Source organism: Streptomyces sp. NPDC051567, from assembly GCF_044454165.1.
GTDB lineage: Bacteria > Actinomycetota > Actinomycetes > Streptomycetales > Streptomycetaceae > Streptomyces.
The window spans coordinates 197,801-221,414 of sequence record NZ_JBITDK010000010.1; the positions used below are offsets into that span (position 1 = coordinate 197,801).

At 72.1% G+C, this 23,614-nt stretch carries 26 protein-coding genes; 8 read left to right on the forward strand and 18 right to left on the reverse strand.

Annotation, left to right across the window (positions count from 1 at the left end; translation table 11 throughout):
• The first annotated feature begins 71 nt into the window (after positions 1-71).
• The 4 genes from ACIA5F_RS14590 to ACIA5F_RS14605 all read left to right on the forward strand — a co-directional run bounded on the left by ACIA5F_RS14590 (position 72) and on the right by ACIA5F_RS14605 (position 4,305).
• The gene (locus tag ACIA5F_RS14590; RefSeq protein WP_399352661.1) at positions 72-1,319 is read left to right on the forward strand and encodes a DUF2254 family protein; all 1,248 of its coding nucleotides are present in this window, start codon (positions 72-74) and stop codon (positions 1,317-1,319) included.
• A 233-nt stretch (positions 1,320-1,552) separates the two neighbouring features.
• Positions 1,553-1,645, forward strand: coding sequence for a putative leader peptide (locus tag ACIA5F_RS14595; RefSeq protein ID WP_399352663.1), 93 nt, complete (start codon positions 1,553-1,555; stop codon positions 1,643-1,645).
• Between the two features lie 204 nt (positions 1,646-1,849).
• On the forward strand, positions 1,850-2,980 hold the full coding sequence (sfnG, locus tag ACIA5F_RS14600) for a dimethylsulfone monooxygenase SfnG (protein WP_399352665.1): 1,131 nt from the start codon (positions 1,850-1,852) through the stop codon (positions 2,978-2,980).
• A gap of 98 nt (positions 2,981-3,078) precedes the next feature.
• Entirely contained in the window at positions 3,079-4,305 is a 1,227-nt protein-coding gene (locus tag ACIA5F_RS14605) for an acyl-CoA dehydrogenase family protein (RefSeq protein WP_399352667.1), read from the forward strand.
• A gap of 85 nt (positions 4,306-4,390) precedes the next feature.
• Here ACIA5F_RS14605 and ACIA5F_RS14610 read toward each other — a convergent pair whose 3' ends face one another.
• The 7 genes from ACIA5F_RS14610 to ACIA5F_RS14640 all read right to left on the reverse strand — a co-directional run bounded on the left by ACIA5F_RS14610 (position 4,391) and on the right by ACIA5F_RS14640 (position 9,917).
• A complete protein-coding gene (locus ACIA5F_RS14610; protein ID WP_399352669.1) occupies positions 4,391-4,612 on the reverse strand; it encodes a cation transporter in 222 nt (73 codons plus the stop codon).
• Positions 4,609-5,652 (reverse strand): sulfite exporter TauE/SafE family protein, encoded by a 1,044-nt coding sequence (locus ACIA5F_RS14615; RefSeq protein ID WP_399352671.1) that lies wholly within the window; start codon positions 5,650-5,652, stop codon positions 4,609-4,611. The genes ACIA5F_RS14610 and ACIA5F_RS14615 overlap by 4 nt, the downstream gene beginning before the upstream one ends.
• Before the next feature lie 110 nt (positions 5,653-5,762).
• Positions 5,763-6,245, reverse strand: a complete 483-nt coding sequence (locus ACIA5F_RS14620) for a hypothetical protein (protein WP_399352673.1) — start codon at positions 6,243-6,245, stop codon at positions 5,763-5,765.
• 183 nt (positions 6,246-6,428) lie between these two features.
• On the reverse strand, positions 6,429-6,503 hold the full coding sequence (locus ACIA5F_RS14625) for a 50S ribosomal protein bL37 (RefSeq protein ID WP_399352742.1): 75 nt from the start codon (positions 6,501-6,503) through the stop codon (positions 6,429-6,431).
• Positions 6,504-6,517: 14 nt separating this feature from the next.
• Positions 6,518-7,324: an SDR family NAD(P)-dependent oxidoreductase gene (locus ACIA5F_RS14630; RefSeq protein WP_399352675.1), complete on the reverse strand. Its 807-nt coding sequence runs from the start codon at positions 7,322-7,324 to the stop codon at positions 6,518-6,520.
• Between the two features lie 561 nt (positions 7,325-7,885).
• Entirely contained in the window at positions 7,886-8,620 is a 735-nt protein-coding gene (locus tag ACIA5F_RS14635; RefSeq protein ID WP_399352677.1) for a L,D-transpeptidase, read from the reverse strand.
• A 154-nt stretch (positions 8,621-8,774) separates the two neighbouring features.
• A complete protein-coding gene (locus tag ACIA5F_RS14640) occupies positions 8,775-9,917 on the reverse strand; it encodes an anion permease (protein ID WP_399352679.1) in 1,143 nt (380 codons plus the stop codon).
• A 346-nt stretch (positions 9,918-10,263) separates the two neighbouring features.
• On the opposite strand from ACIA5F_RS14640, the gene ACIA5F_RS14645 reads away from it, so the two are divergent.
• A complete protein-coding gene (locus ACIA5F_RS14645; RefSeq protein ID WP_399352744.1) occupies positions 10,264-10,710 on the forward strand; it encodes a DUF5959 family protein in 447 nt (148 codons plus the stop codon).
• Positions 10,711-10,866: 156 nt separating this feature from the next.
• Here the strand turns inward: ACIA5F_RS14645 and ACIA5F_RS14650 are convergent, their stop codons facing one another.
• The 4 genes from ACIA5F_RS14650 to ACIA5F_RS14665 are packed head-to-tail and all read right to left on the reverse strand — an operon-like array spanning position 10,867 to position 14,004.
• Positions 10,867-11,625, reverse strand: a complete 759-nt coding sequence (locus ACIA5F_RS14650) for a DNA/RNA non-specific endonuclease (protein ID WP_399352681.1) — start codon at positions 11,623-11,625, stop codon at positions 10,867-10,869.
• 36 nt (positions 11,626-11,661) lie between these two features.
• Positions 11,662-12,429, reverse strand: coding sequence for an RHS repeat domain-containing protein (locus tag ACIA5F_RS14655; RefSeq protein WP_399352683.1), 768 nt, complete (start codon positions 12,427-12,429; stop codon positions 11,662-11,664).
• Complete coding sequence (locus ACIA5F_RS14660; protein ID WP_399352685.1) at positions 12,413-12,940, reverse strand: hypothetical protein; 528 nt, start codon at positions 12,938-12,940, stop codon at positions 12,413-12,415. The genes ACIA5F_RS14655 and ACIA5F_RS14660 overlap by 17 nt, the downstream gene beginning before the upstream one ends.
• Positions 12,907-14,004, reverse strand: a complete 1,098-nt coding sequence (locus tag ACIA5F_RS14665) for a hypothetical protein (protein WP_399352687.1) — start codon at positions 14,002-14,004, stop codon at positions 12,907-12,909. The genes ACIA5F_RS14660 and ACIA5F_RS14665 overlap by 34 nt, the downstream gene beginning before the upstream one ends.
• Before the next feature lie 66 nt (positions 14,005-14,070).
• On the opposite strand from ACIA5F_RS14665, the gene ACIA5F_RS14670 reads away from it, so the two are divergent.
• Entirely contained in the window at positions 14,071-14,400 is a 330-nt protein-coding gene (locus ACIA5F_RS14670; RefSeq protein ID WP_399352689.1) for an FG-GAP-like repeat-containing protein, read from the forward strand.
• A gap of 318 nt (positions 14,401-14,718) precedes the next feature.
• On the forward strand, positions 14,719-15,135 hold the full coding sequence (locus tag ACIA5F_RS14675; RefSeq protein WP_399352691.1) for a hypothetical protein: 417 nt from the start codon (positions 14,719-14,721) through the stop codon (positions 15,133-15,135).
• A 20-nt stretch (positions 15,136-15,155) separates the two neighbouring features.
• On the opposite strand, the gene ACIA5F_RS14680 is transcribed toward ACIA5F_RS14675, so the two are convergent.
• The 7 genes from ACIA5F_RS14680 to ACIA5F_RS14710 form a co-directional block, all read right to left on the reverse strand.
• Positions 15,156-15,626, reverse strand: a complete 471-nt coding sequence (locus ACIA5F_RS14680; protein ID WP_399352693.1) for a Dps family protein — start codon at positions 15,624-15,626, stop codon at positions 15,156-15,158.
• A 233-nt stretch (positions 15,627-15,859) separates the two neighbouring features.
• Positions 15,860-16,303, reverse strand: a complete 444-nt coding sequence (locus ACIA5F_RS14685; protein ID WP_399352695.1) for a hypothetical protein — start codon at positions 16,301-16,303, stop codon at positions 15,860-15,862.
• Between the two features lie 82 nt (positions 16,304-16,385).
• A complete protein-coding gene (locus tag ACIA5F_RS14690) occupies positions 16,386-17,663 on the reverse strand; it encodes a hypothetical protein (protein WP_399352697.1) in 1,278 nt (425 codons plus the stop codon).
• Positions 17,664-17,938: 275 nt separating this feature from the next.
• The gene (locus tag ACIA5F_RS14695; protein ID WP_399352699.1) at positions 17,939-19,255 is read right to left on the reverse strand and encodes an MFS transporter; all 1,317 of its coding nucleotides are present in this window, start codon (positions 19,253-19,255) and stop codon (positions 17,939-17,941) included.
• On the reverse strand, positions 19,252-20,439 hold the full coding sequence (locus ACIA5F_RS14700) for a PLP-dependent cysteine synthase family protein (RefSeq protein WP_399352701.1): 1,188 nt from the start codon (positions 20,437-20,439) through the stop codon (positions 19,252-19,254). The genes ACIA5F_RS14695 and ACIA5F_RS14700 overlap by 4 nt, the downstream gene beginning before the upstream one ends.
• A 138-nt stretch (positions 20,440-20,577) precedes the next feature.
• Positions 20,578-20,994: a hypothetical protein gene (locus ACIA5F_RS14705; RefSeq protein ID WP_399352703.1), complete on the reverse strand. Its 417-nt coding sequence runs from the start codon at positions 20,992-20,994 to the stop codon at positions 20,578-20,580.
• A 357-nt stretch (positions 20,995-21,351) separates the two neighbouring features.
• The gene (locus ACIA5F_RS14710) at positions 21,352-21,858 is read right to left on the reverse strand and encodes a hypothetical protein (RefSeq protein ID WP_399352705.1); all 507 of its coding nucleotides are present in this window, start codon (positions 21,856-21,858) and stop codon (positions 21,352-21,354) included.
• Between the two features lie 317 nt (positions 21,859-22,175).
• On the opposite strand from ACIA5F_RS14710, the gene ACIA5F_RS14715 reads away from it, so the two are divergent.
• Complete coding sequence (locus ACIA5F_RS14715; protein ID WP_399352707.1) at positions 22,176-23,612, forward strand: MFS transporter; 1,437 nt, start codon at positions 22,176-22,178, stop codon at positions 23,610-23,612.
• The last annotated feature ends 2 nt before the right edge of the window (positions 23,613-23,614 follow it).

Here is a 23,614-nt window from a genome sequence, read left to right on the forward strand (position 1 = left end):
CCTCCCCGCACCGTACGGTCCCCGCCGCGCGGGGGACCGTACGGGCCCGTCCCCGACCGGAAGGAGGCCGGATGCCGACACCGGGGAAGGCCGCCGCCCGGACGGGCACCCGCGGCCGGCCGCCGAAGCCGCTCTTCAGGCGCCCGAGGCGGGAGGCGCGCCGCGGCCTCGCCCAGCTCCTGTGCGCCCTCGGGGGCTTCGGCCTGGGCCTGCTGGCCGCCGCCGTGGACGGGGGACCGCAGGTCGGGACGGACCGGGCGGTGGGGCTGGTGTTCACCATCGGGTTCGGCGTCATCAGCCTGGTGAGCATCATCTACTCGATGCTCTTCCTGGTCGTGCAGTTCTCGGCCAGTGCCTTCTCCCCGCGGCTCGTCCTGTTCCGGGACGCGCCGATCGTCCGGCGGACCTTCGCCTTCGCGATCGGCGTCTTCGTCTTCTGCGTGACCGCGGGTCTCGCCACCGGCGCCAGGGAGACGGTCTCGGCGTCGCTGCCCCTGGTCGCGGTGCTGCTCGCCCTGGTGGCCCTCGGCTTCATGCGCGCCCTCCAGACCCGGGCCTTCGCCTCGATCCAGCTCGCGCACTCGCTGGCGGCGATCGCGGGCCGGGCCCGTCGCGTGACCGACGTGCTGTACACCGAGCCGTACCGGGCCCGGGAACCGCCGCCCGGCCCCGGCCCCCGCTCCGGCCCCGTCGTCACCGTGCGCTGGGGCCACGGGCCCGCCGTGTTCCAGCAGGTCGACGTGGCCGCGCTCGTCACGGCCGCCGGGAAGCACGACAGCGTCGTCGTCCTGCGGCCCGCCATCGGCGACACCCTCTTCGCGGGCACCGTCCTGGCGGAGATCGACGGCCCGCTGCCGGAGCGCGTCCTGAGGGCCGCGGTCCTGACCGGGCGGGAACGCGCCTTCGCACAGGACACCGAACTCCCGTTCCGGCTGCTCGCGGACATCGCGCTCCGGGCGCTCTCGCCCGCGGTCAACGACCCCGCCACCGCCGCCCAGGCCCTCGACCACCTCGAAGACCTGCTGATCCGGCTCGCCGACCGCGATCTCGACGCCCGCCGGGTCACCGACGGGCAGGGCGCCGTACGCGTGGTCGTCACCCTGCCCGGCTGGGAACGCCTCGTGCGGACCGCCCTCGACGACCTGATGGTCTCCGCCACCGGCTCACCGCTGGTGCTCGCCCGGCTCCGGGCGGCCCTCGGGCGGCTCCTGCGCGCCTGCCCCGGCCCGCGCCGCCCGATGATCGAGGCCCGGCTCCGCTGGGTCGAGGCGCGGGGAAGGGAGCACCACCCGCTCTTCTGGGACCCGCTCCCGCCCTGAGGGGCGCGCGCGGGCCGCCGCCGCGATGCATTCGAGTTGTTCGATACGTGTGAACGGCGTCGCCTTTCAGCCTGCTCGAACTCTTGTGCGCCGGGCCGTTCCCGGTGAAAGGGAAACTCCTCCACCCGGTCGATTGTGCGCACTCGACCTCAAGTAGTTCCGGCGGTACGCTCCTCGGCGACAGCGCTGTCCGCTGTCCACTGTCCAGGCGTGCGGAAAGGCGGTGACACGGTATGAAGGACCTTCAGGGCCCCGCGGAACTCACCCGCCGCCGCCATGTCGACCTCGTCCGCGTCTCCAGCGCCCTGTGTCGCCCCACCTGCTGAAACACCGCCCCCTGCGGCCCACGCGCCGAACCACCGGAACCGGCCCCCGCCTCCCTCGCGCCGCCCTTTCCCGGGATTTCGCCGCCCTTTTCCTCCTGCTCCCCTCCCGGGCCGCCGATTTCACGCATTCTTCATGAATGTGGTTCCGCGGCCGGAGGGGCCCGGTGAATCCCGACCGACTTTCCGCACCCCAGGAGTTTCCGCATGCCCCTCCTGCCCACCGCCGAACCGCTGCGCTTCGCCTATTGGGTGCCCAATGTCAGTGGTGGCCTGGTCACCAGCACGATCGAACAGCGCACCGACTGGGGGTACGACTACAACCGCGAACTGGCCGTGCTCGCCGAGAACAACGGCTTCGACTACGCCCTGAGCCAGGTCCGCTACATGGCGAGCTACGGCGCCGAGTACCAGCACGAGTCGACCAGCTTCAGCCTCGCCCTGCTCCTCGCGACCGAGCGGCTCAAGGTCATCGCCGCCGTCCACCCAGGGCTGTGGCACCCCGGCGTCCTGGCCAAACTGGGCGCCACCGCCGACCAGCTCTCGCACGGCCGCTTCGCCGTCAACGTCGTCAGCGGCTGGTTCAAGGACGAGTTCACCGCCCTCGGCGAACCCTGGCTGGAGCACGACGAACGCTACCGGCGCTCGGAGGAGTTCATCCGCGCGCTGCGCTCCGTCTGGACCGAGGACCACGCCGAACTGGCCGGGGACTTCTACCGGATCAGGGACTTCACCCTCAAGCCCAAACCGCTCACCGCCCCCGGCCGCCCGCACCCCGAGATCTTCCAGGGCGGCAACTCGACCGCCGCCCGGGCCATGGCGGGCCGCGTCTCCGACTGGTACTTCAGCAACGGCAAGGACTTCGACGGGGTGAGCGAACAGCTCGCCGACGTACGGGCCTCCGCGACGGCGGCCGGCCGCCGGGTCCGCTTCGGGCTCAACGGCTTCCTGATCGCCCGCGACACCGAGGCCGAGGCGCGCGAGGTGCTGCGCGAGATCGTCGCCAAGGCCGACACCGCGGCCGTCCGCGGTTTCGGCGCCGCCGTACGGCAGGCCGGCCGGTCGGCCGCCGACGGCAAGGGCATGTGGCAGGACTCCTCCTTCGAGGACCTCGTCCAGTACAACGACGGCTTCCGGACCGGGCTGATCGGCACCCCGGAACAGATCGCCGAACGCATCGTGGCCTACAAACGGCTCGGCGTGGACCTGCTGCTCCTCGGCTTCCTGCACTACCTGGAGGAGGTCGAGTACTTCGGCAGGCGCGTCCTGCCCCTCGTCCGTGAACTGGAGGCACGGCTCCCGGACACCGCGCCCGAACCCGCCACCGCCCCGGCCTGACCTCGCCCCGCCCCGACCGAACCCGCCCCGACCGAACCCGACCCGACCCCGAACCCGACCCGACCCCGAACCCGACCCCGGAACAAGGAGCCCTCCGTATGAGCATCACCGCACCGGCCGACTGGACGACCCTGCCCGCGCCCGCCGACGCCGCCGGATGGATCGCGCGCGCCGCCGAGGTGGGCGCCGTCCTCGCCACCGACGCCGCCGCCCGCGACCAGGCGGGCGCGACCCCGTACGCCGAGATCCGGCTCCTCAAGGAGTCCGGCCTCGTCACCCTGCTCGGACCCGTCGCCCACGGCGGCGGAGGCCAGGACTGGACCACCGCCTACCGGGTGGTCCGCGAAGTCTCCAAGGCCGACGGGTCGATCGGCCAGCTCCTCGGCTACCACTACCTGTGGAACTGGGCCGCCCGGCTGGTCGGCACCCCCGCGCAGTGGGACCACGTCGAGGCCGAGGCCGCCCGCAACCGCTGGTTCTTCGGCGGCGCGGTCAACCCGCGCGACAAGGACGTGGTGGTGCGCGAGGAGGGCGAGGCCCGCGACACCCTCGTCTTCACCGGCCGCAAGAGCTTCTCCACCGGCAGCAAGGTCTCCGACGTCACCGTCCTGGAAGGCGTCCTGGACGGCACCGACCAGCACATCTTCGCCATCGTCCCCTCCGACAGCGAGGGCCTCACCTTCCACGACGACTGGGACAACATCGGCCAGCGCCTCACCGAGAGCGGCGGTGTGAGCATCGACGGCGTCCGCGTCCCCTGGGCCGCGGCGGCCGGCTACACCGACAAGACGTTCACCCCGCGCGTCTACAACACCCTCAACGTCCCCACCATCCAGCTCGTGTTCATCAACTTCTACCTCGGCATCGCCGCCGGCGCGCTGGAGACCGCCGCCACCTACACCCGCACCAAGACCCGCCCCTGGCTCCACGGCGGCCACGACCGCGCCGTCGACGAGCCCTACGTCATCGACGTCTACGGGGAACTCACCGCCAAGCTCTGGCAGGCCGAGGCACTGGCCGACCGGGTCGCCGAGGAAGGACAGCGGCTGCACGCCGACCCCGACGCGATCACCGCCCGCGACCGCGGCGAGTTCGAGGTGCGGGTCGCCGCGGCGAAGGCCGTCACCACCGAGGTGGCGCTGGAGATCACCAGCCGCATCTTCGAGGTCACCGGAGCCCGCTCCACGGCGAGCTCCGAGGGCCTCGACCGCTTCTGGCGCAACATCCGCACCCACACGCTCCACGACCCGGTGGCGTACAAGCGGCGCGAGGTCGGCCGCTACGTCCTCACCGGCGAACTCCCCGAGCCCACCTGGTACTCCTGACCCACACGCCCCACCCCGTACCGTCCACCCGCGTCGGCGGCCCCGGTGTGCCGGTGCCGCCGACGCGCGCGTGTGCGCGGGAGCGTCAGTCCAGCGGGCGGGCGGTGTACCCGGCCTCCGCGACGGCCGCGACGACGGCGGCCGGATCGACCGGGCCGTCGCACTCCACGACGGTGCGCCCCTTGCGGACGTCGGTGGTGCAGGACACCACCCCGGGCACCTCCTCGACCTCGTCGTCGATCAGCAGGCCACAGCTTCCGCAGTGCATGCCCGTGACGGCGAACTCCCTGCGCGTGGTGGTGCTCACGTGGTGCTCCCTGAGGTGGTGAAGGTGATCTGGCCGCCGTACATGCCCATGCTGCACATGTACGACAAGGTGCCCGGCCCGGGGGTGCCGAGGTCGACGGTGGTCCGCCCGGTGACGGGCAGGATCTTCTGGACCCCGAGATCGGGGACGACGAAGGCGCGGATGCAGCCGCCCGAGCCCTTGGTGTCGATGACGAGCGTGGTGGGGACCCCCGCGGTCGCGAGGGCGGCGGCGGGGGAGAACGTGGTGGTCGAGGCCCGGACGGTGATGGTCTGGCGCCCGTCCGGCCCGGTGGTCACCGCCCCGGCGGCCGGGGCGCCCGCCGCGGTGACGGGCCGTTCGCCCTGCGGCCACCAGCCGCCGAGCCGCAGCCCCGACCCCAGCGTCCACAGGGCGACGACCAGCACCACGACACCGGTGACGAACGTCAGCCTGCCCTGCCACATCCGGGCGGCCGAGCGGAGGAAGAAGCCGAGCAGGGCGAAGAGCGGCCCGGTGCCCAGGACGAAACCGGCCATCACGGCCGCTCCGGCGAGCACGGAACCGGAGGTGACGGCGATCAGCTCCACGCTGAGCGTGACCCCGCAGGGGATCAGCACGGTCAGGAACCCGAGCAGCGCGGGCGTCGTGGAGCCGGTGGCCTTCGCCGAGCGGCGGACCCTGCGCCCCCAGGAGGCGGGCGGGCGCGGCACGAAGCCGCGTACGGCCTTCACCCCGAGCATGTCGAGGGCGAACAGGACCATCAGCACCGCGGCGGCGACCAGCAGCGTTGCCTGGGTCCGGGGGCCCGGCTGGACGGCGCCGCCCAGCAGGCCGAGGGCCGCGCCGAGCAGGGCGTGGGAGACGAGTTTGGCGCCGAGGAAGGCGAGGACGGGGGCGAAGGCGCCGCCGCGCTCCGCCCGGGGCGGGGCGGCGCCGTCCTTGGCACGGCGCCCGACGGCACCGGCGAGCAGGCCGCCCTGGACGGCGGCGCAGGAGGCGCCGCCCGCGAAGAGGCCGGTGGTGACACCGGTGACGAACAATGCGGTGGTCGAAGCCATGGGGAAAGATCTCTCGTACGTGGTGCGGCGCCGTACGCGCGGGGCCGCGGAGCCGGATCAGGGCAGGACGCAGCAGCCCGCGGCGTGGAAGCGGGCTGAGGGGTCGTGTCCTAGGTACGGCTGACGCAGAGGGATCTGAGGTCGGGGGCCCGGGGGCGGGCGCAGCCGGGGGCACGCTCCGCGGGCGGCTGCCCGTGGAGCGCGGTGACCGCCGACGGGGGCGGGGCCGGGGGGACGGCCCAGGCGAGGGGGGCGGGGGCCTGCGCGGAGGCGAGCGGGCACTCCTCGCCCCGGGCGGGACAGCCGCCGTCGCCGGTGGCGGTCGGAGCGGTGCGGGCCGGGGCCCCGGAACGGTGCTCCGCCGGGGGATGCGCGGCGCCCGTCCCGGCGGTGTCCGTCACGCCGGTGTCCGCCCTGGTCGCGCCGGTCATGGTCGTGCCGGTCATGGTCATGGGGGTCATGGGGGCCGCGTCGGCCATCGAGGTCGCGTGGCCCGTCCCCGCCGCGCCCATCAGGAAACCGCACATCAGCAGGAAGCACGCCACCAGCGCGGCGAGGCCCGAGGAGGCCCGGCGGGCGGTGTGGCGGTGCATAGGCGTGATGCTACGACACGGCCCGGACGGCGGGGACGGCGGCCGGTGACCTCCCCCGGACCCTCCCCGCCTTCGCTCCCTCCCCGCCTTCGCTCCCGGAGACCGGACCGCCGGGTCCCTCCCGGTGCGGCGGGAGGGACCCGGCGGTGGACCCGCCCTCGCGGGACGGTCCGTGCGGGACGGTCAGTGGCAGGGCTTGCTGCCGTGGTTGGCGCCCTTCTTGCGACGGGACCGCTTCTTGCGCGCGCGCTTCGACATGGCGGGCTCCCCCTTCAGGCGGTGTGGCCGACGAGGAGGTCGGCGAGTTTGGTGAGGCGCTTGACGGTGCGGTCGTCGGTGGCGGCGGCTGCCGGTGCCACCCGCGTGGAGCGGTCGTAGTAGGCGCCGTTGACGATCTCGGTGGACGGGTCGCAGAGGTGCACGACGTGCGCCGCGCCCTCGGCCGCCGGCATCCCCTCGTGCCCGTAGAGGGGCAGGAGACCGGTCGCGCAGATGCCGGGGTCCACGGAGACGGCGGTGACGCGCGGGTCGGCCGCGAAGACGGTCAGGGCGAGCTGCGACTGCGCGTACGCGGCGAGCCGGGAGTACCGCCGGATGCGCTGCGGGTCGTTCCACTGGATGGCCGCGGCGCGGTGGAGCGAGGAGGAGACGTTGACGACCCGCCCGCCCGGCTCGGAGGTGAGCGCGGGCTCCAGGAGGTTGGTGAGGAGGTAGTGGGCGAGGAAGTTGACCTGGAAGGCGATCTCGTTGCCGTCCTCGGTGAGGGTGTGGCGCTCGGGCGCCGCCATCGCCGCGTTGTTGACCAGCGCGTGCAGCCGCGGGTGGTCCCGTACGACCGCCTCGGCGAGCCGCTCGACGTCCTCCAGGCGGGCGAAGTCGGCGGAGACCGGGCGCAGCCGGGCGGCGTCCGCGCCCGCGGCGGCGATCAGCCGGTCGGTGGCCGCCCGGGCCTCCTCGGGGGTGCGGCCGTGGACGAGGACGGTGGCGCCGCGCTCGGAGAGCTGGCGGGCACTCTCGTAGCCGATGCCGGAGGTGGCGCCGGTGACGAGCACGGTGCGCCCGGACAGGGATGAAGGCATGTCGGATTCCTGGTGACGGGCACGGCCGGGGCACCCGGCGCCCGGCGCGAAGCGGGGGCGTGGGCTCGGCACGTGCGGGGGGAACGGTGGGGGAGGTGAGGCGTGGGCGTGATCCGGCCGGGGCCCTCCGGAGGGCCCGACGGGTACGGGTACGCGGGCGACGCCCGGCCGTGTCAGACGGCCGTGCGGACAGCGGGCGCTGCCGGCTGCACCGGATTCGGTGGCCGGTCGTCGTGGCGCGGACCGCTGTTCATGGACCCATCCCAGCGCATCCCGTTCCGGGCGGCAAGGCTCCGAACGCGCCCTTGACGGCCTCCTGACGCAAGCCTGTCGGCAGGCCGGGAGCGACCGGGAGCGACCGGAAGCGGCGGAGAATCCCGGCGGGCCCGTGCTGGGCACGGCGAAGAGGAACCACCACCACACGGGTAACGCCCCGGAGGGCTTCCGGCACCCGGCACCCGGCACCCGGCGCAGGGCCGTGCCGGGCCGCACGTCACGCACCGCGCCCTCTGAGCGGAGCCCCGCGCTCCGCAGGACCGCGCCCGCCGGACCGGGCCGTGGTCAGTCCCCGGTGCGGCGGCCCCAGACGTAGACCTCGTCGCCCAGCCGCAGGATGTTCCACAGGGTCTTCGCGTCCTCGTAGCGGAGGTTGACGCATCCGTGCGAGCCGGGGTCCTCCCAGATGTCGCGGTAGCTGGCGTGGAGGGCCTGGCCGCGGTCGAAGAACTGGGCGAAGGGCATCGGGCCGTCGTACAGCGTCGACCAGAACTCCTTCTCCCGGTCGAATATCTCGTGCCATCCGGTACGGGTCGGGTACCCGGGCATCCCCGTACGGGCGGGCACCGGGCGGAAGACGACGGCCCCGGCCTCCTCGACCCACAGGATCTGCCGGTCCATGTCGATGCACACCACCACCCCCGACGTGGCCGGGCAGCCGCCCGGCCCGCCCGGCCGGGCCAGGGCCTCCTCCCACACCACCGCCCGGTAGGTGTACAGGCCCGCGTACCCCTGCGCGGGGTTGATCCCGTGCTTGACCTGGAACGCCTGGATCGCCGCGCAGTCCGTCGCGGACTGGACCCCGTCCACGGTCAGCCCGAGGTGGCGTTCGGTCTCCTCCTGGTACGGGCCGGTGGACAGCGAGCACGGGGCGGCGCCGCGCTCCCCGGCCGTCACGCCCGGCCCGGCGGCGTGCGCGGCCGGGGCGCCGACGATCCCGGCCGGTATCAGCAGCCCCGCCGCCGCTATGAGCCCCCACAGGGGGCGGGCCGTCCGGGCCCTGACCCGCCGTCCGGTCATCCGTGTGCTCCTCGCCCTCGCTGTCCGCGCGCGTCGTGGCGCCATGGCAGACGTAGCCCCGGGCGCCCGGAGACAAACAGGCGCGCCGATGACTCACCCTTCCGCACGAACGACTACCCCCGTACGGCGCACCTGCCGTACCTGCCGGAGGGGGTCAGGGCCCCTGGTGCTGCGGGGCCGGGGTGCGGGGGGCGGGGGGCGGCGCGTTGACGTTGTCCGGGGTGACGGGCCGTCTGCGGGCCAGGACGGCGAGCACCGTGGCGCAGGCCGCGGTGACGGCCGCCACCAGGGCGACCCCCAGGCCGCCGCGGTCCGCGACCGAGGCGGAGAGGGCGCCCAGGAGCGCCGCCGCGGGCAGGGTGAGGACCCAGGAGACGGCGATCCGCCCGGCGACCTTCCAGCGCACGTCGGGGCGGCTGCGGCCGAGCCCCGCGCCGAGGATGCTGCCGGTGCAGACCTGCGTGGTGGAGAGCGCGAACCCCAGGTGCGTCGAGGTGAGGATGACCGTCGCGGCGCTGGTCTCGGCCACGAAGCCCTGTGCGGGGGCGATGTCCGTGAGCCTGCGGCCCATGGTCCGGATGATCCGCCAGCCGCCCGCGTACGTGCCCAGCGAGATCGCCAGGCCCGCCGTGAGCACCACCCACCAGGGCGGTCCCGACCCGGTGCCCAGCAGGCCGGCGGAGACGAGGGCCAGGGTGATGACCCCCATCGTCTTCTGCGCGTCGTTGGTGCCGTGGGCCAGCGCCACCAGCGAGGCCGAGCCGACCTGGCCCACGCGGTACCCCCGCTCGCCCACGCCCCGGCCCGCCCGCCGGGTGATCGCGTAGGCCAGCCGGGTGGCCGACACGGCGACCACGCAGGCGATGACCGGTGAGGCGAGCGCGGGCACCAGGATCTTCCCGCTGACCTCGCCCATGTGGACGGCCGACTGCCCGGCGCCCGCCCAGACCGCCCCGATCAGCCCGCCGAGCAGTGCGTGGGTGGAGCTCGACGGCAGGCCGAGGAACCAGGTCAGCAGATTCCACAGGATGGCCCCGGTCAGCCCGGCGAAGATCATCTCCAGGGAGACCTTCGCGTCGTCGACGATGCCGCCGGAGACCGTCTCCGCGACCTTCACGGAGAGGAAGGCGCCGGCCAGGTTGAGCACCCCGGCGACCGCGACGGCCACCCGTGGCGCCAGCGCGCCCGTGGCGATGGAGGTCGCCATGGCGTTGGCCGTGTCGTGGAAGCCGTTGGTGAAGTCGAAGGCCAGTGCCGTCACGATCACCAGGACGAGGAGGAACGTGCCCGAGCCCACCGCCGACCTCCGTACCGGTGCCGCCCGCGTCCCGGCCTCTCCCAGCCGGAACCGCCACGGGAAACCCACGCTAGGCGAGCCCGGACACCCCCGCGCGCGCTGCGCCGCCGCACGGGGCGCAGGGCGGCGGCCCCTGCGGCCCGTGCGCGCGGCATCGGGGCGTGTATCGCCAGGAAAATTCCGTGGAGCTACTGGTGTTCTCCATGAATACTCTGCCGGAGAACCGGGCGGGGAGCCTGACCTAAATGATGGCGGCGCCATCCCCCAGGCTATGCTGGATACAGGTGGCGGCATGATGAATGCAGCGCTTGAAATGTTCCTGGGGCGTTAAGGGGAGAATGTGGACATGGTCAGGATGTCGGACGGCGGAAACAGCTTCCGCGTGCATGTTCTGGGCCGGCGGGAGCCCGGCGTTCTGCCGGTGCACGACTTGCTCGACGCCGAGATCTTTGTGGAGAGCGGGTTCGTCCACGGGCGCCTCGGCATCTGTTTCTACATCTCGGACCTGGAACAGTGGTCCGAGGCGTTGGACGACCTCGCCGAAGGTCAGGAAATCGAATGGCTGGACAATGGAAACGGTCCTGTGGTCAGGATCGAGTTCCAGGAGGGGGACACCGGCGTCCCGGTGGTGTTCGTCGAGGACACGTCCGCCTCCGGCACGGTGGCGACCATCCCGATGGTGCTCGACGAGGGCTGGGTCGAGGAGCAGCGCGAGCACCTTCGCGAGACGCTGCGGACCTGGCCGAGCGAGGTACTGAAGACGTCACCGGGCGCTTATGAATGGCGGCGCTGAGCGGCTGCGAACGAGCCGGGTCGCCTCCGGCGGGGGGTGAATGACGTACGGGCAGAACTCCTGTGGAGTTCTGCCCGTACGTCATTCAGTGGTTCGGGATCCGGACGCCTGGTCCGCGATCGCTGCGAAGGGGTGGGAATCAGTCCCTGTTTCTTGCTACTGGAAGAATGTTGCGCCCATGTACCATCCGTTGTCGTCGAATGCTTCGATCCGCACGGCGAATGGCACGTTGCTGCCCGGGTGGTAAAGAGGTGTTCCCGAGTACATGATGGTTGCCTGGTTGTCCTTGACGTGTGCGGCGATCTCCTTCTCGAATTCATTCATGATGCCGTTGTCGATTGTTGACGTCGTTCTGACGAAGTTCTCCGGCGTGTTTCCTGATCCGCCCAGCGCCCTCGGGAGGAGGTGTCCGCGCGTATCTCCGTTGTCCCCGCTCACGAAGCCCGGCAGGTTATTGCCCATCCGCTGCGTCACCTTGGTTCCGTTGGGCGTCTGCGGAGTGACGATCGCCACGATTTCCGAACGGCGGCCGTCCGCGTCTATCGACCCGTAATCGACGTCACCGCCCCCTGCGGACCCCTTGTTCACCGCCTTCTTCGGTGCCGCCGCCTTCTTCGGCGCCGCGGCTTTGGTCACCGTGCCGCCCTTGTCGGCCTTCTTCGCCTTCGCCGCGGATTCCTTGGCCTGGCGGGCTGCGGTCGCCGCGGCTTCCTCGGCCTTCTTGGCAGCCGCGGCCGCCGCCTCCTGCGCGGCTCTTCGCGCGGATGCAGCTTCCTCCTCCAGCTTCCTGGCCCGTTCGGCGGCCTCCTCCACCTGCCGCTTCCACTCGGCCATGTCCTCGGCGTACTTCGCCATGGCCTGCTCGTAGCGCTCCGCGCGCATGAGGATGTCCCGGGCGAGGGACAGCTTGCTCATCCAGCTGTTGTAGGCGTCCCAGGCCCGGTCGAGGGCCTACAGGACATGCTTGGCACGCCCCGCGAACGGGAGCAGCGCGTCCACGGCGATCGATCCGCACGCACTCCAGGAACCGCCGAGGCAGTCCCTGATGTCGTTGTAGCCGGAGGCGTCCTTGAGGATGCCCACCGCGACGTCGAGCGCGACGTCGAGCGCACTACGGCCGTTGGCCCAGTTCGCCCATGCCAGCTCGGCATCGGTGAAGTCCTTGATGGGCATCACCGGCGGCGCGATGGCCAGTCCGCTGGGGTCGCTGAAGGTGACCGGCGAGTTGGCGGCGTAGGCGTACGGGTTCTGCTGCTTCGGCTCGTTGAAGTCGACCACCGGGTCGACCGAGAGGAACCGTCCCACGACGGGGTCGTACTCGCGCGCGCCCAGATGCACCAGACCCGTCGAGTCGTCGACCTCACCGCCGACAAAGCCCTTCTTACCCGGCCATGCCGCCGGAGTCGCTCCGCGCGCCTCGCCGAAGGGGGTGAACTTGCGCCGGGTGACCTCCTGGGTGGCCGCGTCGACACTGGTCTGCGCCGTGCCGTTGTGGTCGCCCAGCAGGTAGGACGTGGAGACCACGCCGTTCTTGGCGCTGCGCACCATCGCCGGACCGGCCGGGTGGGCGTAGTACCGGTTGCTCTCGAACGTGCCGGCCTTGGTGAGCTTCACCTCGGTGCCCGGCAGGTAGAGCGTGGTGCCCGAGGGGTCGCGCTTGATCAGACGGTTGCCACCCGCGTCGTACAGGTACTCCGTCGTCTCACCACCCTTGGTCACCTTGGCCAGGCGGCCCTCGGTGTTCCACTCCAGGTTCTGCGTGCCGCCCGGGACGGTACGGGACGTGGTGTTCCCGGCCGCGTCGAAGCTGTACGACGACCAGTACGGGTTCGGCCGCGCAGCCGTCGGTGGCCGTCCACGCGTCGCTCATGCGGCGCATGTAGTCGTAGGCGAAGCACTGGGTGTCGGTCGTGGCGGAGGCCTCCGGGCCCTCCTTGTCGGTGATGCTGAGGATGTTGCCGACGGCGTCGTAGGTGTACGACGTGTCGTTGATCTGCCCCGGAGCCTTCTCACGGCTGTTGACCTGCCGGGTGATCCGGCGGGTCTGCTCGTCGAAGAAGTTGGCCGAGTACAGCTGGGAGCCGGCCGTCCCGGTGTGCGTGCGCAGGACGTCGCCCATGGGCGAGTAGTCCACCTTGGCCACGAACGTCTTCCCCGCCACGCCCATGAGGGTGGGGAGTTCGTAGTGGTTGTAGGTCATCGTGACGCGCTCGCTGGGCAGACCGCCCACCGCGGGCATCTGCGTCCACTGCTTGAGGCCGGTGTCGGCCGGTAGCCGGTGGAGAACTCGTACGTCCCGGCGAGAGCGCCCTCGGAGTCCGGGACGGTCATCTTCGTGCCGGTCGGCCGGTACTCGGTGTCGTATCCCTTCACCGACTGCGTGTAGGCCTTGCCGTCGACGTAACGCGTCGAGGAGACCGGCAGGCCCAGCGCGCCCGGGAGCGTGTCGTACACGGTCTCGGTGAGCTTGGGCCCGGTGAGTGAGCCCTCGTGCACCGCGGTGGTACGGCCCAGCGTGTCGTAGGCGGGTGCCAGGACCTTGCCGCGGGCGTCCGTCATCGACTCCAGACGGTCACCCTTGCCGTAGGACATCACCGCCGAGCCCTTGTCCGGGTCGGAGGTCCTGGTCTGCCGGCCACGGAGGTCGTACTCGAAGGACCAGGTGTCACCGGCCTCGTTGACGACCGAGGCGAGCTTGCCCCGGCGGTCGTAGGCGAACCGGGTCGTGTCGTACGCCCCGGTCGGCGAGTCCGAGCGGAAGTAGCGCATCTCGGTCTTGCGGCCCTGGCCGTCGAGGAACGCCTGGGTCGGCGTCTCGCCGGTCGGCGGGTCCACCGTCAGCGAGTCACCGCCGTAGCGGGTGGTCGTCCGCGAGGTCTCCAGGCCGTGCTTGCGGGAGATCTGCGCGGTCGACCGGCCGGAGCCGTCGTACTCGGTGAGGGTCGAGGACGGGACCTCGTTGTTCTTCGGCGCCCACAGGGCTCCGGATGGCGCGCCGCCCGTGTAGTAGGCGCCGTTGCTCTTCCAGACCTGGCCGAGGCTGTTGTAGAAGGTGTCGCTGACGACCCGGCCGCCGCCGAGCGCCTCCATCGGGGTCTGGCGGATGCGCAGGCTGCTGTCGAAGATCTCGTGGCTGCTGCGGTAGGTGCCGTCGTCGAGCAGGCTCCTGGTCGAGATGACCACCGGCGCGTCGCGCCGCACGTCGTAGGCGAACTCGGCGTCCGCCGACTTGGTGGTGGGGTCCCGGTCGGCGGACCACGCCTTGGCGAGGCGGCCCAGACCGTCGTACTGCATGACGCTGCGACGCCCGTTGGCGTCCTGCTTGGCCAGGATCGAGCCGCGGCCCGGATCGGCCTCACCGTGGGCGACTTCAACGGCGACGGCCGCGACGACGCCGCCCTCGTGTACGACTACGGCACCGGCCGCTCGGCGCTGCACACCCTGCTGGGCAAGCCCGACGGCACGGTCGAGAGTCCGGTCCGCAGCTGGGACACCCCGGAGGAGTCCTGGTACGCCTCCAGTACGGGTCTGCTCACGTCGGGAGACTCGGACGGCGACGGACGGTCCGACATCTCGATCATGTACAACTACGCCGTCGGATCGACGAAGGCGTTCACGTTCAAGAGCCGCCCGGACGGTGGCTTCGAGAACACCTTCCTGAGCTGGCAGGCCCTGCCCGGCACCTGGTGACGTAGCGCAGGACCACGGCTGAACCCGGGCCCCGTACCTTCCCCGCGAAGGTGCGGGGCCCGGTGCCGTGCGGGGCGACGGCACGGCTTCACCTGCCCCTCCCGGGGCGGACATGACGGATGAGGACATGACGGATGCGGGCATCGTTCGGCATGCGCACGTTCAGGGTGGGAACGGCGCCGCGACCTCCCGGACCCGGTGACCGCCGACGGCTTCCGCGCGGGTCCCGCGCCGGTGGTCCCGACGGCGCAGACCACCGTCCCGCAGCCGGGTTTCGTCAAGTAGGCGCCGCCGGGCGCCGCCCTGTCCGGCACGGACGTGACCGGGCCGTTCGCCTACGCGGGCGCGGCGGGGTTCCAGACCGGAACCGTCGCGCCGGACACCTCGTACGTCCTGTCGACGTCCCGCTGCCCGAACCGTTACGACTCGGGCCAGGGCGTCCGGTCCGTCGAGTTCGGCACCGACACCCAGGTCTTCCAGGTCCGCTTCAAGCAGGTCAGCGCGGCCACCCGGTTCCGGCTCTCCGTCGACGGGCGCAAGGCCACCGATCTGACGCAGTCCGCCGGCGGGATCACCGCGGGCTCCGGTCATCTCCTCACCGTCGACCTCGGCTCCGCCTCGCCCCGCAGGATCAGGCTGGACTTCTCGACGTTTCCCTTCGGCGGGGTCTACCTCCCCCCCGTCCACCTCTCCCGCCGCATCACCGCCGCGATCCACGAACTCCTCCCCGCCTGAACCGTCCCTCTCCGACCTGTTCAGGCGCTCTCGGCCTGGAACATCCAGTGGTGTTTCTCCAGGTCCCCGGTCAGGCCGATCAGGATGTCCTGGGTGACGGGGTCGGGGTCCCCGGTGGAGCGGATGCGTTCGCGCATGCGGACGATCACCACGCCCAGGGCGTCCACGAGAATCCGTACCGCGTCCGTGTCCTTCACCCACCCTTTCGGTACGCCGGCGATCGCGCTGGACGACGCCACCGTGGCGGCTCGGCCGTCCGGGGCCACTCCGAGGGCGGAGGCGCGTTCGGCGACCACGTCGGAGTGGGTGCGGGCCGAGGTGACGACCTCGTCGAGCTGGAGGTGGACGGACCGGAAACGGGGTCCCACCACGTTCCAGTGCACCTGTTTGGCGGCGAGTGCCAGATCGATCAGGTCCACCAGGGCGCCTTGCAGCGCTTCGCCGACGATCTTCAGATCGGCGTCAGGGAGGGCGCTCTTGACGACAGACACGGGATCTCCGTTCCGTGACGTCGTCGGCGTTGTTCCCCGTTCCCGTTTCCCGTAGGTGTTCCGTGTGGCGGAGAGGGGCGCCGGCGACGAATAAATGGACGAAACCTCGCCTGAGGTTATCAGTCGGCATAAAAGGTGCAATTGGTGTCAAGGGTCGAGAGAGGTGCCGCCCGGACCCGGCCCGGCCCCGGCTCACAGCAGCCGGGGCCGGTCCCGTACGGCGTCGGGGCCGGTCAGCGCCAGATCGTCTGGACCGAGTCGAGCTGGACCCAGGTGACCGGGTTGCCGGTGTTGCCGCCGTAGACGGTCACCGCGCCGGTCGTACTGATCTCCAGGCGACAGGAGTTGATGCCCTGGCTGTTGTTGCGCGGGGCGACGGCGCGGGTGACCGACGTGGGCTTCAGCACGCCCGGCATCGTCGCGATCCTGGTGTCCGCGGTGAGGTCGCAGGTGATGGCGCCGCGCGCCTGGAGGAAGGTGGTGCCCGCGATGGTGATCAGGCGTATCTGCGGCTTCGCGTTCGCCTGCGCGGTGACACCGGGCTCAAGAAGGAGATCGGTCCAGGGCTGGGCGTCGACGGTGCCGGGAGCGGCGGCCGCGGGAGTGGCGGTCAGCAGGGTCGTGGCGGCGGGCACGGCGAGAGCGGCGGCGAGGACACTGCGGCGGTCGTAGGACATGGAAAGGTTCTCCTTGACGGGACGCGGGTTGAGGAACGGGTACGGACGGGACCGGTGGGACCGTCGGGCCGGGTGGTGGCCGTCAGTGCCAGGTCGCGCTGAAACTGTCCAGTTGGGCCCAGGTGATGGGGTTCGTGCTCTGGCCGCCGTACAGCCGCAGGTTGCGGTCGGTGTCCGCCTCGACGCGGGCGACGCACCGGCCGTCGCTGTTGTTGCGCGGGACACTGCCCCGGACGACGATGCTCGGCACCAGGGCGTCGGGCAGCGTCCCGATCACGGTGTCGGCGCTGAAGTTCCCCTTCACACCGCCGCTGAGCTGGAGCGTCGTCGTACCGGCGAGGCTGATCAGCCGGGCCCGGGGGGTGGCGACATCTGCTGTCACACCGCTCGCGAGCCTGATCGTCTGCCAGTCGGTGAGCACCTTGACCCCGTCGGTCCCGGGAGCCTGGGACAGCGACAGGACGGTGCACGTCCGCGGGCCCGGGTTCTCGCAGGCGAAGCCGAAGTGCAGGTGCGGTACGCCGCCCCGCACCGAGACGGCCATGCCCTCGGGCTCGCGGTACACCAGGCCCTGGCCGGCGGTGACCAACTGCTGCTGGAGGACGGCTCCGGTGCTCCAGTCGACGGCGGTGAGGTAGGTGTTGCCTGGCGGCCTGTTGGCGGGGTTGTCGGGGGCGATGGCCTGCCCGGCCAGCATGTAGAGGACGTTGCCCAGGGAGGCGTAGCCCTGGAAGACGCCGTTGGGGGAGGGCTGTGAGATGCGGGCCAGCGGCTGCCACACACCGGCCGCCGCCCGGTCGAGGTCGTACATCTCGTACTTCATGCCGCCGCTGCTGAAACGGACGATCAGTCGGTTCGTCGTCGGGTCGATGGTGCAGGTCACGCTCGTGGCGCCCGCCGCGGGCGTGTAGGGCGTGGCGTGCTTCGGCGAGCCGTGGTCCAGGACGGTGCCGTCGCTGAAGGCGAAGTGGGTGACGGCCGTGCCGTACCCGTCGTTCTCGGCACCGGTCGGCCGGGCCGCGGTCTCCGTCCAGAGCCGGGAGACGCCCGCACGGTGCTCGACCCCCATCTGGACGCCGTGCCCGAACCCCCGCAGGTACATGGAGCCGGTGATGGCGCCCGCCGGGCTGAGCCGGGTGACGGCCAGGTCGCCGCGGTCGGCCCGTACGGAACCGTCCACCGGCCCGGAATCACCCGGCAGGGTGAGCTGACCCTCGGCCACCTGGAGGACGAACACGTCGCCGGTGACGGGGTCGATGCCGAAGGACTGCATGACCGTGGCGTTGATCAGGCGGCGGCGGTGGACCAGCTTGCCCACCGGCCCCGCGAGGTCGACCAGGTCTGTGGCGGTGATGCTCAACTTCTCTCCTCGCACGATCTTCTTCACCTGTCGGTGACGGGTGGAGACGGGTACGGCCCGGAGCGAACCGGGCGGGCTTGCGGGCCGCGCTCATGACGCGCGGCCCGCAAGGAGTAACTCCCGCGCCACCGGCCTGGTTCCAGCCGGGCGATCCCTCCCGGCGCAGGTCGCGGGCCCTGCCGTCCCGAGCGTGGCCCCGCCGGGTACGCCTTTGTCCCCCCGCGTCCGGCCGGGCCCCCGTGGGAGGGGCGGGGGCCCCTCCCACGGGCGCGCGGTCAGGCCGTCGCGGGCGCTCTCGCCGCGTCGGGCCGTGACGGTTCGAGACGGCCGGTGCGGTGCAGCCCGTACAGGGCCGCGGCGCAGGCCAGGCCGAGGACGAGCAGGGCCGTCCACGGCAGCGCGGACATCCCGGCGGCGCGGGCGGTGTCCAGGGAGGCCCCGATCAGCAGGTTCCCCAGGGTGATGCCGATGCCGCAGATGGTGTTGTACAGCCCGTAGTGGGTCGCGACGAGCCGGCCGCCCGAGAGGCGCACGATGGTGTCCATCTCGAAGGGGTAGGCGATCATCGTGCCCACGGCCAGCAACAGGGCGGCCAGCGTCGACGGCAGGCCCGCGAGCAGCCAGCGCCCCACCCCGTCCTGCGGCACGGGCACGGCCGTGGCGATCAGCAGCGGCACGAACGCGCCGCCCATCGCGAGCAGCCCCCAGGTGAGGGCCCGTCCCGGCTCCATACGGGTCTTGCACCAGGCCGTCACCCGGGTCTGGAACAGGATCGTGGTCAGCGCCGAGACGGCGAAGAGCGTGGTGGCGGCGGCCGCGGAGAACGTTCCGTCACCACCCAGGCGCCGCACCTCCAGGGGGAGCGCGAGGTACACCTGGAAGGTGAGCACGTACGAGCCGATCATGGCCGCGGAGAAGAGCAGGAAGGGCCGGTTGGCGAGGATGCCCCGCCACTGGTCCCGCAGGCCCGCCCGCCCGGCCTTCCCCCCGTCGCCCCCGGGTCCGCCCGAGTCGTCGGCCCGGCGCGCGGGCAGGCTGCGGATCTGCACGACGCTGAGCAGCGCGAAGATGCCCGCCGAGACCAGGCAGGTGATCCGGAAGTCGACCCCGGTCAGCACGAGACCCGCCAGCGGTCCGAGCAGGATGCCCGCCTGGTAGAAGACGTTGAACAGGGCGAACGCCTCGACCCGCCGCTCACCGGCGTCCGCCGCCAGGTAGGCGCGGACCGCCGGGTTGAACAGGGCCCCGGCCAGGCCGGTGGCCGCCGAGGCCGCCAGCAGGGCGGGCAGCGAGTCCACCAGCCCCAGCGCGGCGAACCCGGCGGTGCGCAGCACGCATCCGGCGACGATCAGCGGTTTGTAGCCGAACCGGTCCGCCAGCATGCCGCCGACCAGGAACATCCCCTGCTGACTGAAGTTGCGCACCCCCAGGACGAGTCCGACGACCCAGCCCGCGAGGGCGAGCGAGCCGGACAGGTGCTGGGCGAGGTACGGCATCAGCATGTAGAAGCCGAGGTTGATGGTGAACTGGTTGACCATCAGCAACTGGACGCTGCGCTCGTAGGAGCGCAGTTGCGCGAGAGTGCCCTTCACCGGCCCTCTTTCTCCACCACGGAGGGCTTCCTCGCAGAGGGCTTCCCCACGGCGGGCTCCGCCACGGAGGGTTCCGTCGCGACGGGCTCGGGCCCGGTCGCGGGCTCCCCGGCCAGGGTCAGCGGGTCGACCACGGTGGTGCACCGGGTCCAGCGGGTGACCTCCTTCTCGTCCATCCGGCCCACCGTCTCCGGTTCGGCGGCCGGCGGGCCGTCGAGCAGCCCGTGGGCGGCGCAGTAGTCGTCGTCGTACACCGTGCCGAGGTAGCGCTGCGGACCGTCGGGGAAGACGGCGGCGATCCGGGTGTCCGCGGGCAGGGTGCGGGCCAGCCAGCCGGCGACCAGGGCCACCGCTCCCACGCTCCAGCCGCCGGTCGCGTAGTGGGACGCCGCGAGCTGACGGCAGGTCCACACCGCCTCGCCGGGGGCGACCCAGTGCACCTCGGAGAAGTTCTCGTAGGCGACGTTGCGCGGGTAGATGCTGGAGCCGAGGCCGCGCATCAGACGCGGACGGGCCGGCTGGCCGAAGATCGTCGAGCCGACGGTGTCCACGCCGACGAGCTTCAGCTCCGGGTAGAGCTGGCGCAGGACCCGGGAGACGCCCGCGGAGTGCCCGCCGGTGCCCACGCTGCACACGAGGACGTCGATGTGGCCGAGTTCCGTCGCGAGTTCCAGTGCCAGCGGAGTGTACGCCGAGGTGTTGTCGGGGTTGTTGTACTGGTCCGGGCACCACGAGCCCGGCTGCTGCTCCAGCAGCCGGGTCACGCGGTCGCGGCGGGCCTGCTGCCAGCCGCCGGTCGGGTGGGGCTCGGAGACCAGGTTGACCTGGGCCCCGTACGCGGTCAGCAGCCGGTTCATGGACATTTCCAGACCGGGGTCGGTGACCAGGGTGACCGGGTGGCCGTGGACCATGCCGGCCAGGGCCAGCCCCAGGCCGAGGGTGCCGCTGGTGGACTCGATGATCCGGGCGCCGGGGCGCAGGTCGCCGCGGGCACGGGCCCGCTCGACCATGTGCAGCCCCGGACGGTCCTTGATGCCGCCGGGGTTGAAGCCCTCCAGCTTCGCCCAGAAGCCGCGGCCCTCCGGTGAGAGGGGCTCCGACACGCGGAGCAGGGGGGTGTTGCCGACCAGCCCGGACAGGGCGGTGCGGGACGGCAGGCCGGAAGTGGTGGGGAGGATGGTCATGTCTTCGGCTCTCGTTCGTCGACGGCTGTCTCTTCGCGCGTCTCGCCGGTCATCGCCGCGGGCGGGGAGGTTCTCCCTCCCCGTACCGGGCGGTGGCGGGCGGCGGCCGGTGGGTACGTACGGCCGCACGGACGGGTTCTAGACGCGCCACCGGCAGACGCTGATCAGGGTCGAGCGCCCGGTGTTGGCCGCCAGACGTCTGAGTGCCGGCGGGTACCGGACGGCCGGGAGCACCGCTTCGACGCCGGCCGGGGCCGGGAGCGCGGCGGCCGGGGTGTGGGCGGGCGCCGCCTGCCGGGCCTCGGCCAGGGGGCGCCCGAACGGGACGCAGGTCTCGGCGGAGTCGGGTACCTGGGGGCTGTCGCCGCCGGTCTCGGCGCCGATGTGGGCGTGCGGGGGGAAACCCGACGCCTGGCTGTGGGAGTGTCCCGCCGTCCGGGGGTGGGTGAGGCACCCGATCGAGACGATCGCCAGCGAGACGATGAGGCAGACCGCCAGCGCGCCCCGTAATCGGGCGGTCGCGGTGCCCAGAAGTCTGAACGGACGTGAAGGCACAGTTCCTCCGTGCGGTGCTTCCTCCGTGCGGTGCTTCCTTCGCGGGGCGCTTCCTCCGTGGGGAGGTGCTCGTGCGCGAGGAGCGGTACCGGTACCGGGAGCGGTCGGGTCGGTGGGGCGCCGTCGGCGGGCCCGCGCGGACCACGCGGACCACGCGGACCACGTGGACCGGACGGCCCGGACGGTCCGTGGAGGCGCGGTGGGGCCGGTCCCGCCGGGCGGGCCGGAGCGGGCGCCGGGAGCGGTCACCCGGATCGGCAGGGTGGCGACGGCGTGCGGAAGGACCGGACCGGTCCAGGCCGCCTCCTCCGGATCTTGCCGGTCGGCGCGGGCGAGGCAAGATCCGGAAGAGACGGCCTAGATCCGCAGGAGTCCTGGACCGTCCGGTATCGCCGGGACCGGGCTGTCGACCCGTCCGGCGGCCGGGGGGAGGGAGGGCGCCGGGGCGTGGCCGCAGGAAGCGGAGCCGGGGCGGGCGAGAGGGCCCGGCCCGGGAGCCTGCACGGTGCTGCCCTGCTCCGACTGGCCCGGCATGCAGTGCTCGGCCGGACGGGCCGCGCTGTGCGCGCCGGAGCTGTGCGCGCCGGAGCTGTGCGTGCCGGAGCTGTCCGCGACGGCGTAGGACGCACCGGTGCCCGTCGGCGAGAGGGACGGTGAGGCGGACCCGAGGGCGGGCGCGGACACGTGCGAAGACGCGTACGCGGACACGGATGCCGCGTCGCCGGAGTGGTGGGACGTGGTCCGCGTGTCGACGCCGTGCGCGTAGACCAGGCCGGTCAGCAGCAGTGTCAGCCACAGCATGCGCAGCGGACCCCTGGCTATCCGGGTCCGCAGAACACCGATGGGTGACCGCGCCGTGATCATGTCGTGATCGTAGTCGATTCCATGAGCCGGATCGCGGTGGCCCTCCTGAATGGCCGAGTCGGCACCCTCCGGCGGGAGGGTGCCGCGCGGTGCGGCCGAAGGCGCGACAACTGCGCTTCGCCCGGGGCGACTTGGCGCGTGGGCCCTGCGCGCGCCGGTCCGGTTGGGATTCGGCTGCGGTCCGGGAATGGTCCGGCCACGGTCCGGGAGCGGTTTCCGGCCGCCTTCACCGCTGCCTTACATACCCCCCCTAGGTATGCTACGTTGCTCCGCGAAGGTACCCCCAGGGGGTATAAAACAGAGAAGGGGTCAGGGCAATGTCAACCGTCAATCCCCGGCGCTGGTGGGCACTTGCCGTGCTCGCCACCGCCCAGTTCATGGTCATCATGGACACCTCGATCATCGGGGTCGCACTCCCCGAGATGCAGAAGGACCTCGGCTTCTCACAAGGTGAGCTGCAGTGGGTCTTCAACGCCTACGTCATCGTCTTCGGCGGGCTGCTCCTGCTCGGCGGGCGCCTCTCCGACCTCGTCGGAGCCCGCAAGATCTTCGCCGCCGGCTGGGTCGTCATGATCGTCGGTTCGGTGCTCGCCGCCGCCGCGCAGACCGCCTGGGTCGAGATCGTCGGCCGCGCCGTCCAGGGCGTCGGCGGTGCGCTGATCGCACCCGCCGCCATGACCCTGCTGATGGTGCTCTTCGCCCACGACCCGAAGGAACTGGGCAAGGCGATGGCGCTGTACGGCGCCGCCGCACCCGCCGGCGGAACCGCGGGCGTCTTCCTCGGCGGTGTCTTCACCGAGTGGATGAGCTGGCAGTGGGTGTTCATCATCTACATCCCGATCGGCCTCGCCACCCTCGGCGTCACCAAGCTGCTGCCCGCCGTCGCCTCCCGCCGCGGTTCCGTGGACGTCCTCGGCGCGGTCGCCGTCACCGCCGGTCTCGCGCTCGCCGTCTTCGCCGTGGTCCGTGCGCCCGAGGTGGGCTGGGGGTCCACCGGCACCGTCCTGCAACTGATCGGCGCCGCCCTGCTGCTCATCGTCTTCTTCGTGATCCAGAAGTCCATCCGCGAACCGCTCATGCCGCTCAGCGTGTGGCGGGTCCCGCGACTGGGCTCGGCCAACCTGGCGATGACGCTGCTCGGCGCCGCCTGGATTCCGATGTGGTACTTCCTCAACCTCTACCTGCAGCAGGTCCTCGGCTACGGTGCCTTCGCCTCCGGCGCCGCGTTGCTCCCGATGACCATCCTGCTGATGATCTTCATGACGATGATCACCGCCCGTCTCATGGGCCGGTTCGGTGCGAAGCCGCTGATCGTGGGCGGTCTCCTCGCCCTCGCCGCCGGACTGCTCTGGCTGGCCGCCGTCCCGCCGACCGGCACCTTCCTGGTCGACGTCCTGCCCGCCTCGCTCGTCGCCGCGCTCGGCATGGCGCTCGCCTACATCCCCGCGATGATCGCCGCCATGGCCAGTGCCCCCCAGGAGCAGGCCGGTCTGGCCTCGGGAATCGTCAACACCACCTACAACGTGGGCTCGGCCCTCGGCCTCGCCGCCCTGACCGCGCTCGCCACCACGCAGGGCGCCGGTGAACTCGGCAACCTGACCGCCCTCACCGACGGCTTCAGCGCCGCGTTCCTCGGCGCCGCCGCCATCGCCGTCGTCGGCGCGGTGGTCACGCTCCTCGCGATGAAGAGCGACAAGGCCATGGCCGCCGCCGCTGCCGCCCCCGCGCCGCGGAGCGAGACGGCCAAGGTGTGACG